We start from the raw sequence: 8575 nt of genomic DNA, 5'->3' as shown, positions 1-8575 counted from the left end.
TCTACTCGAGTATTGGCCGCTAAGATGAATAATGAATTAATAATGTCCATTTTAACTGCATTGCTTGTATTAGTCGGTATTGCGCAGATTAAAATGCTATTTAGTCAAAAGCATCAAAATCAACTTGCATTACTTCAGGACTATAGAAATAGGTGGTGGAACCTAAAAAAGCAATGGGCGACTGTTGTGTATGTCGGAAGACGAGAAGGTGATTATTATCAAGTCGCAGATCAAAGTCTACTTAAAGTGCTTGATAAGGTTAAAGGCGAATATTCTCTTAGCGCACCTACCGTCTGGGCACTAGAATCGGTCCGAGACGTTTCGAATATATTTAGTGATATTTGTATACGGATACTTCAAGGACACTTGGATATAAAAGATGTATACCCAATATTTGGTAGTTAATTACTACGACAAGGACGCCCACTCAGAATACTTTTGGATGTTTACTATCCCAAGGATCATGACCCAATGGAGGGAAGAGCGCATGGTGGCATTAGAAAAGAGCTGCAAAACTGGTTGATTTATCATGACGGAATAAGACGACGCTGCTTAATACTAATAGATCTTTTATGGGCAGAGGGTGTTCGCCTTGGAGATATATGCCCTAGTGACATAAAAAATGCAGCTAAAGCTAAGATTTATACGGCTAAAAAAATCAACGATAGATTAAGCATTGAAACAAGAAAAGTTAATAACTCGATTTGCTTAATTCGAATACCTAAGCTTAAATATCATTTAAAGCATTCTCAGTATCGTAAAGGATTTTGGGAGAATGGTATCGACGAAGTCGAGTTAAGTGAACTTGAAAAGAAGTGGGAGGACATGCTACTTAGAGACTATCGTTGAAAAGATTTATAACAAGGCATTTAAACGGATTCGTAACAGTTTGCTCGGTTCCGCTTCGCTACACATTTTAGCAAACTCTTACTCACCGCTTAATGCGGCGTTATGCATAAAAAGGTGATCGGATGAAAACAAGAACAGTGACCACTTTTGCTGAGTTTGTGGAAGAAGTGGAATCTCTCAGTGAAAATTCTGATCTCATGCTATTCCGTGGGCAGGCTAAAAAAGGTAATTTGTTGCCTAGCATTGCTAGGAATGATCCTTCTTATGATTCAACTGAAGATGAAAAGGAATTACTAAAGGAACTACGAAGAATGGGTAGCTCTATTCTTCCTAGAGCAGATATGGATGATTGGGAGCTATTAGTTGTCGCTCAGCACTTTGGAATGAAGACAAGGCTGTTGGATTGGACAAGTAATCCCTTGGCGGCACTATTCTTTGCCTGCAACGATTGGCAGAAAGGGACCGTGTACGTATATGCTCTCGATGCAATGCAGTTTTTGGGTGAACCTAAAAAAGGGCCATTCGAAACAGGGAAAACGCAGGTTATTCGTCCAAATCTGAATAATCCAAGAATCATAGCTCAGCATGGATGGTTCACCGCGCACAAATTTTCCCGTAAGACAAAAAAATTTGTGCCGCTAGAAAAGAACAATGAAATTAAGACCTCTGTATTGGAAATTAAAGTCCCAGAAGAAGCTAGACCGATACTTTTAAAATCATTGGAAAGGCATGGTGTAAGCAGTAGAACATTGTTCCCAGACCTTGAGGGGCTTTGTAAATACCTTAACTGGAAGCACGCAAATGCATAACAAACGCATGTTGCCGGACTGTTTTTCCGCGGCGCTCCAAAACAGCCGCAAATGCGGGCGTTCAGGCTGTAGAAAAACCTCCGGCACTATGATGTGATCGGGTTTTGAAACGCAGGAGGCGTTGATGGCTCGATTTAAGCACTACGACTACAACCCAACGACCCGTGTGCTACACCGATTGGATGAAACATCGCGTCGACAGCCCCCATGGTAAACAAATCGACAGCCGCAGGATGTCGGTGGTAGAGCCTGTATTCGGCAACATCGGTACGACCAAACGCCTGAACCGTTTCAGCCTACGGGGTAAGAAAAAAGTCCAAGGCCAGTGGAAGCTTCACTGTTTGGTGCACAATATTGAGAAGTTAGCGAATTATGGTCGTTTGGTTGCGTCATGAAGTGTCAGGTGCGAAGTATATCGCTTTTTGAACCCAGCAGACCGCTTTCAGCGAGCCTAAGTTGGGCGGTCACGTGGTTAAATACCAATATTAAGATGACTCAGCCATATGATCGACTGGGTAAATGAATAAGGACAACAGGCGGTGGAGATAGCTCGAAATCGGGTTTTTCTACAGCCTCGTTAGGTGTACTTATGGTTGAGCATGAGCAATTGTTAAAGTTTGCTAAAGACGAAGATGATATTTGCGTCATGCTTTACATAGCAAAAATTGGATTATCAATTGACTGGAAGAAGAGTTCTCCTAACGAAATTTTGTATATACCTGAAGAGATATTTGATTCTGTTGGGCGAGACTTTATTGGTAAGATCGGTGGTGAACAGTATTATGGAAAAACCATACTAGATGACGAACTTATTGAGCTATTGTGTGGCGAACGTGAACCATCAGGGTATTCTGAGGATTACCTCAATACATTAACGGAAATCCGTAAATTTATTGAATATGGTTTATGTTTTAAAGACTCTCATTATCTAGCATTTGAGGGGCCGTAACACCTAACAAGCGCATCAAGAACGGACGCAAAAAGCTTGGCTTGCGCTCATTCTTCGCTAAGTTTAGCCAAGCATTTTGCGCCGCTTATGCAAGCGTTGAGGCTGTAGAAAAACTCAAAATCGTCCTTTACTTTGGTAGGATCAGGCAAACAGGCAAGGAGTCGTCAGGTGCCTCGCTTCAAGCATGACAACGACGACCAGAATCAACTTCAGCCCGGCACCTTTGAATACGCTGTTGACTACCTGATTGAGCACAAGCTCGACTTGTCCATTTTTTACCCCAAATATCGCAATGATCCTACCCAAGCACGGCGACGCCTTTTCGTTGCGGCTTTGCCTCCACGACAAAGGCGCGCATGCTGGCGGGCGTTATGTGCTTTGACACCTGATACGTTGCAGGGTGCATTCAGAGAATGATTCGAAGCTTCAACACAAGGGCTTGGCAAAATTTTTCAAGTCCGGCAGCACTGAAGGGATTCAGGCCGCTCATGAAAGAGGCTTCGGCTAATTCTCGGTAGATTGAATGCAGCATCGAATGCCAAAGATATGGACTTACCCGGTCTCCGATTGCACGAACTCTCTGGCAATCGGGCTGGAATCTGGTCAGTGACCGTGAGTGGTAACTGGCGAGTGACCTTCCGGTTCGAAGACGGAGATGCCGAGATTGTGAACTACGAAGATTATCACTGAGGTACCGTCAATGTTAATGCACAACCCTCCGCACCCGGGTGAAGTACTGCGAGAGCTTTGTCTTGAGCCACTTGGCATCTCTGTCACGGCGGCGGCAGAAGCATTGGGCGTTAGTCGAAAAACGCTGAGTGCCGTGTTGAATGGCAAGGCCGGGATCAGTCCCGAAATGGCGATCCGGCTCTCAATTGCTTTCGACACTTCGGCAGAAAGCTGGCTGAATCAGCAGTCCCAATATGAACTCTGGCATGCCGAACAACATCGCAAAGAGCTCAATGTGAAGAAGCTTGTTGCAGCCTGAAGCAACACATAACCAAACCATGCACCGGATGCCAACCCCTCCGCTTCGCTTTTGTCACCGGTGATGGCGGGCGTTCAGGCTGTAGAAAAAACACCGGCACTATGATGTGATCGGGTGTTTGAAACGCAGGAGGCGGTGATGGCTCGATTCAAGCACTACGACGACAACCCAACGTCGATGGTGGTCATCAATGATCAGGATCAGCTGCAGCCGGGATCATTTGAATATGACCCGTGTTACCTCGTTTCTGAAAAGCTGGATCTGTCAGCCGGAAACGCCATTAGTCAGCCAGTAAAATAGAGTCATACAGCCTTAAAATAGGCACTGAAAGCAGTACGAATCGAGCTTACAGGTAGCCAAAGCCTAAGAGGGTCGGAAACACAGAATAAACAAACGATGGCCGATGAAAACCGGCAATCGGAAATAAACAACAGCAAGCGAGCTGTTGGTGAGGAAGGCTGATTTGAAAACAGGTTTTTCTACAGGCACGTTAGAATTTTTTGGAAGTATAGGGATATCCGATGAGAAGAGGTCGATATTATCTTGGACGAGTCGTTAAAATAAATCTCGATCAAAAAAGCTTGATGGATGCGATGACGAATGCTCCTATCATCACGGTAGGAAAATTCGACTGGACTATTACTGACACCGAAGACAATAGGAATGATGAATTCCCATATATTTTCGGAAAGCTGTCTAAGTATGCAAAGGATGGTCATGCAAAAGTAATTGACGAGATTAGCCGTTCTCAAGTAGACACCGATGTTCCGAACTTGCTTGAGGCTAGTTCATCATTTATATATTTGCCTGAATGCTCAGGTATAGCGTTTTTGCATGTATGGAATGGGATACAAGAAGATGTATTTCCTCGGCGATTCAAGTCTGTAATTGAGGCGGCCTTTGATGGTTTTATGGTCGCTTGTGATATCGAGCCAATATCTGACTACAGAGCGTTCACTAGTAGGCTAAAGAGATTGAGTCATTTTACAGAGTTTTCAGCAACAGTTTACCCACCAAACCCATTGTTCGGCCGATTGTGGGGTAGCCTAAATGAGTATATTGATAGCCGAAATGCATCTGAAGTAGCAATCAAAGAACAGACTTCTAAGCCAAAAGGCCTGAAATCAAAAATAGTTGAATTGATGGATAGGATCATGGAATCGCCAGAATACGAACCTGAAGAGGCTCCTGCGATAGGCGATGCTGCAATCCTTATGGCTGCAGATGGTTATGGGCGAGGCAAAGTAGTTGGTTTTGAAAAAGGCGATGAAGTAGTTATAAAAACAAGTGACACTCAAAAAAATTTTCTTCATGAGAAAGAGCCAGAGCCACAAGAACTTGCTGTAAAGACTAAATCCCATTTTGACAAAGTATCAAAAGAAAGAGATATGAAGCATTAATGAAAGCAATCTACTATTTAAAGGTTTTCCTTGTTAGCTATGAGTTTATTTTTCTGGGCTTTAGCGCGGCCTTATATATCCTTTTAGGAGAGTTACTTGAAAAGCATTTTCTCGTAGTTTCAATAAATGAGGATGCTTTAAGGTGGGCAATGCTATTCCCCATTAGCATTTCTGGGTGGACTTTGAAGAATGGTGTTGATGTGATTTTTCCTGATGATAAAACATCGAAAATTTTACATGAATGGCCTGATTTCTGGAAACTTAAAATTCATTTTAATGTTGGTATAATGAACAGCATTTTATACCTTCTACCGTGCGTAGCAGTCTGGTTTATTGGGGGGCTGGATAAATTTGATGGCGCTTGGTTATTTTTCATGTTTGCTGTCGCAACATCACTCAACGCATTTAGTTTTTATACTGCAAGAATAGGCATTCGGAGCGCTTTAATTAAGGCTAATGAGTAGAAGAATTCTAACAAGCGCGTCAATTAGGACGTTCGCAAGCTCGCGGCTATTACGCGGGCGTTGAGGTTGTAGAAAAACTCAAAATCGTCCTTTAATTTGGTAGGATCAGGTAAACAGACAAGGAGTCTTCAGATGCCTCGCTTCAAGCATGACAACGACGACCAGGATTAGCTTCAGCCCGGTACCTTTATATGCGGTCCATTATCTGATCGAGCATAAGATCGACTTGTCCATTTTTTACCCCTCCAATATCAAAGGTTGCGAGCGGTAGGTGGTGAATAACATAGAGAAGTTAGCGAGTGATGGGCCGTTGGCAGCGTAAGAGAGAAAAATCCTCTAATCAGCCCGTTAGCAGGAGAAATCTACTCGATATCAGATAAGATCTGATGGTGGTATGGACAATGACAGCAGCCAAGCCGATGACAGGCTGAGACGAATCAGTCAACAAAAGGCCAGTAGCGTGTGCTCAGAAATGAGTTTTTCTACAGCCTTGTTATCAACTGAGGGACATGGTTTGAGCTTTGAGAGTCTGCCACTTCATGATGCGATACTCAAAAGAATCTTTTTCGATTGGCCTAAAGCTGAAGTCAAAATATCTCTATCGGCTTTTATCACCAAGGGGCAGCGTGCTATTCCTTGTGTATTAAGCTTTGAATCTGTAACTGCATTGGAGTGTCCGCGATGCAACGAATGGGGGCTTTCTAACTCAATTTTGGATACAGAGCTGACAGGTAACGAGTTTTCAATTCAAATGCAGAGTGGTGATTTAATCAAAGTGAAGGCAGCTAGTTATGTGTTTGGGCCTGTATGCTGAGTCGTTAATACAATAGGGTGATTATGAAAGCTATATTGTTAATGTTTGTTTTTATTGGGGTTGCGACATCCGTCAAGGCATCAGGCGTTAAAGTGACCCCTGGAAAATATCATGATGATTATCATCTTAAACTTGAGCTTGTCTCAGGCCGTTATGCTTTGAATACAGAATATGGTTACAATGAGGGTGGACAGTTTGAAGTCTTCGTTCCTAAAGTTAATTTTCCTATTGCTGCGCCTAACTGCAAAGAAAACATCATTATTCGTATGCCGTACTCTCACGATACGGAAGCAAATAAAAACTTATATGACAAACTCAATGCTTCTGAAAATGTGACTGTTACACTAGAAATCAACCCTTATGTTTCAGTGCTAAGTGTTGAGCCACTTGAACTTCAGCTTGAAAACTGTAATGTCTTTTTTCGGCAAAAAAATGGCGGCTATTTTAATCAACTTTAAAAACTGACCTTCTACTGGCTGACTCGTAAGCGCTTTACAGCCGATCTCATGGCCAATGAAAAGCCATCTGCATTGAGCGACTCATTCCCCGGCGATACGCCCATTTATCACAGGCATTGTGATCTGCTCCCCTTTGTATACTCCGATAAGCTTTGTGGTAGGGTAAGGTTCACGTGAGTTAAACCTGAGGAGTACGGCGTGCCATCAGCAACTGACTTATACGAAAGTGCTCCATTCCGTGACGCCATCAGCCAGTGTCGAGTATTCAGGCTCAAGCACCCAAGAGGGGGTCAGTACAACGACGGCTATGAACTTCTTGGTACGATCCAATGTGATGATTCAAAAACGCTTTTATCCTATTTAAGCGCCTTGGGTATCAAAATAAAATGGCATCAGGAAAGCCCGGACTTTTGGTGCCCTCCACCTTTAATAATCGAGGGTAAACCGTTTTGGATTGAGTATGATCATTATTTTGTAATACGTGGATTGACCGCATACGTCACCATTGATACGACGGATCATAATTTGACGTTCAATCTAAACTCAACGAGTTGGTTTGATGTTACTTTGGATGATGTCAAAAACGCAATTAAATTCGAGCAATTATTAGAAGAGCTTAACATTATTAACGGTGAATAAGCTAATGCTATTGCTGAATATGTTTGGCTATATAATAAGTGTCTCAGTCGATATGCTAAGGGCCTTGCCGATTAAGGTCTAGTCCAAGTGAAGCCCTATTCAAGAGGGGAAAATGATGATTTATACGACAACAGAAACCGTTCCAGGTCAAGAAATAGACGCTGTACTGGGCATTGTTAATGGCAGCGTGGTCCAGTCTAAGCATGTGGGTCGAGATATCATGGCGGGTTTGAAAGGTATTGTCGGCGGTGAAATCAAAGGCTATACCGAGATGCTAATGGAGGCTCGAAATATCGCGATAGGACGATTAATCGAAGAGGCTGAAAAATTAAATGCAGATGCGATAGTGGGTATACGTTTTACAACGAGTTCTGTTACTGATAATGCATCAGAGATACTCGTTTTTGGTACTGCAGTTAAGTTACGAGCATAATCAATTGTTCGAGCAGATGCTCAAAGTGGCACTTTGGGATTTACGATGATGTTTATTTAGAAGTGAGTGGATCGGCGCTTGTATTGGATGTCTGTCTAATTAACCGCATGCGATGTTTTCAGAGGAATTGTTTTGATTCAATGGGATGACTATCTAGTTGCCAGACAAAGTGGTGTAAAGAAACTGTGGAAACCGTTGCTTGAAAATAAGATTTCATACCTTGAGTCACTTCAAGGTGAGCAGTTGAAATTAGAGATCCATAATCTCTGTGTTGAGTACTTTGATCATGGCTGTACCACCATACCTATTCAACACCCGAAGATTCTTTCCAAAGTATTGAATCTTTGGGCCGATGAGATTGCATTGGAGAATGAACAGTATTTGTTGTGGGCTTATAAAGCGATTGGGTTTAAAGGTATTGAGGATATTATTGGTCTAGAAAAGCCCGAGCACTTGTTGGACACGATTTTACAATCAAATCCAGATCATGATGAAGCCAAAGCATTAATGTTCTTGAGTCAAATCGATGCCTTGGATTTTGCATTGCATGAGTTGCCCCATGGATTGCTGCTCAATGAATCAGTTTGCCTTGCTGCAATAGCCCGCTGTGAATCTCTTATCGCCGAAAAGCCAGAGTTGGCTGATTGCAAAACTAGATTTGGTGGTGATTTTAATCACTATAAACGATTATATTTCTCTTGGATTGAGTACAAGAATGCGGGTATTCAAGAAGACTTCTTTCAATGGATCAGTTAAAAAACCGAATCAGTTG

The 8575-nt window shown here is 42.6% G+C and carries 14 protein-coding genes and 2 pseudogenes; all 16 read left to right on the top strand.

Features of this window, described 5'->3' with window-relative positions:
- Nucleotides 1–405, top strand: a 405-nt coding sequence (locus tag BFW38_RS17730; RefSeq protein ID WP_218186403.1) for a hypothetical protein, incomplete at its 5' end; no start/stop codon positions are given.
- A 66-nt stretch (nt 406–471) separates the two neighbouring features.
- Nucleotides 472–849: a hypothetical protein gene (locus BFW38_RS17725; RefSeq protein ID WP_084004582.1), complete on the top strand. Its 378-nt coding sequence runs from the start codon at nt 472–474 to the stop codon at nt 847–849.
- Between the two features lie 122 nt (nt 850–971).
- The gene (locus tag BFW38_RS10135; RefSeq protein WP_068998435.1) at nt 972–1658 is read left to right on the top strand and encodes an FRG domain-containing protein; all 687 of its coding nucleotides are present in this window, start codon (nt 972–974) and stop codon (nt 1656–1658) included.
- 164 nt (nt 1659–1822) lie between these two features.
- Nucleotides 1823–2053 (top strand): annotated as a pseudogene (locus tag BFW38_RS17720) (transposase); the annotation flags it as partial.
- A gap of 194 nt (nt 2054–2247) precedes the next feature.
- Nucleotides 2248–2607, top strand: coding sequence for a hypothetical protein (locus tag BFW38_RS10130; RefSeq protein ID WP_068998433.1), 360 nt, complete (start codon nt 2248–2250; stop codon nt 2605–2607).
- Nucleotides 2608–2775: 168 nt separating this feature from the next.
- Nucleotides 2776–2901, top strand: a pseudogene (locus BFW38_RS18480) (transposase); the annotation flags it as partial.
- A gap of 252 nt (nt 2902–3153) precedes the next feature.
- Nucleotides 3154–3297, top strand: a complete 144-nt coding sequence (locus tag BFW38_RS18195) for a type II toxin-antitoxin system RelE/ParE family toxin (protein ID WP_245686133.1) — start codon at nt 3154–3156, stop codon at nt 3295–3297.
- A gap of 10 nt (nt 3298–3307) precedes the next feature.
- Nucleotides 3308–3595, top strand: a complete 288-nt coding sequence (locus BFW38_RS10120) for a HigA family addiction module antitoxin (RefSeq protein WP_068998402.1) — start codon at nt 3308–3310, stop codon at nt 3593–3595.
- 138 nt (nt 3596–3733) lie between these two features.
- A complete protein-coding gene (locus tag BFW38_RS17970; protein WP_175400966.1) occupies nt 3734–3895 on the top strand; it encodes a hypothetical protein in 162 nt (53 codons plus the stop codon).
- Between the two features lie 221 nt (nt 3896–4116).
- The gene (locus BFW38_RS10115) at nt 4117–4995 is read left to right on the top strand and encodes a hypothetical protein (protein ID WP_068998430.1); all 879 of its coding nucleotides are present in this window, start codon (nt 4117–4119) and stop codon (nt 4993–4995) included.
- Nucleotides 4995–5459 carry a hypothetical protein gene (locus BFW38_RS10110; RefSeq protein WP_068998428.1) on the top strand — a complete coding sequence of 155 codons (465 nt, stop codon included), beginning with the start codon at nt 4995–4997 and terminating at the stop codon, nt 5457–5459. Before BFW38_RS10115 ends, BFW38_RS10110 begins: the two co-directional genes overlap by 1 nt.
- 394 nt (nt 5460–5853) lie before the next feature.
- Nucleotides 5854–6273: a hypothetical protein gene (locus tag BFW38_RS10105; RefSeq protein WP_068998426.1), complete on the top strand. Its 420-nt coding sequence runs from the start codon at nt 5854–5856 to the stop codon at nt 6271–6273.
- A 23-nt stretch (nt 6274–6296) separates the two neighbouring features.
- Nucleotides 6297–6731, top strand: coding sequence for a hypothetical protein (locus tag BFW38_RS10100; RefSeq protein ID WP_139116596.1), 435 nt, complete (start codon nt 6297–6299; stop codon nt 6729–6731).
- A gap of 198 nt (nt 6732–6929) precedes the next feature.
- Nucleotides 6930–7370: a hypothetical protein gene (locus BFW38_RS10095; RefSeq protein ID WP_068998422.1), complete on the top strand. Its 441-nt coding sequence runs from the start codon at nt 6930–6932 to the stop codon at nt 7368–7370.
- 112 nt (nt 7371–7482) lie between these two features.
- On the top strand, nt 7483–7803 hold the full coding sequence (locus BFW38_RS10090; protein WP_245686132.1) for a heavy metal-binding domain-containing protein: 321 nt from the start codon (nt 7483–7485) through the stop codon (nt 7801–7803).
- 132 nt (nt 7804–7935) lie between these two features.
- Nucleotides 7936–8559 (top strand): hypothetical protein, encoded by a 624-nt coding sequence (locus tag BFW38_RS10085; RefSeq protein WP_068998420.1) that lies wholly within the window; start codon nt 7936–7938, stop codon nt 8557–8559.
- The last annotated feature ends 16 nt before the right edge of the window (nt 8560–8575 follow it).

It is taken from the genome of Terasakiispira papahanaumokuakeensis (genome assembly GCF_001709345.1).
Classification (GTDB): domain Bacteria; phylum Pseudomonadota; class Gammaproteobacteria; order Pseudomonadales; family Halomonadaceae; genus Terasakiispira; species Terasakiispira papahanaumokuakeensis.
Note: the sequence above shows the minus strand (reverse complement) of the source record. Positions and strands in the feature narration are given on the sequence as shown.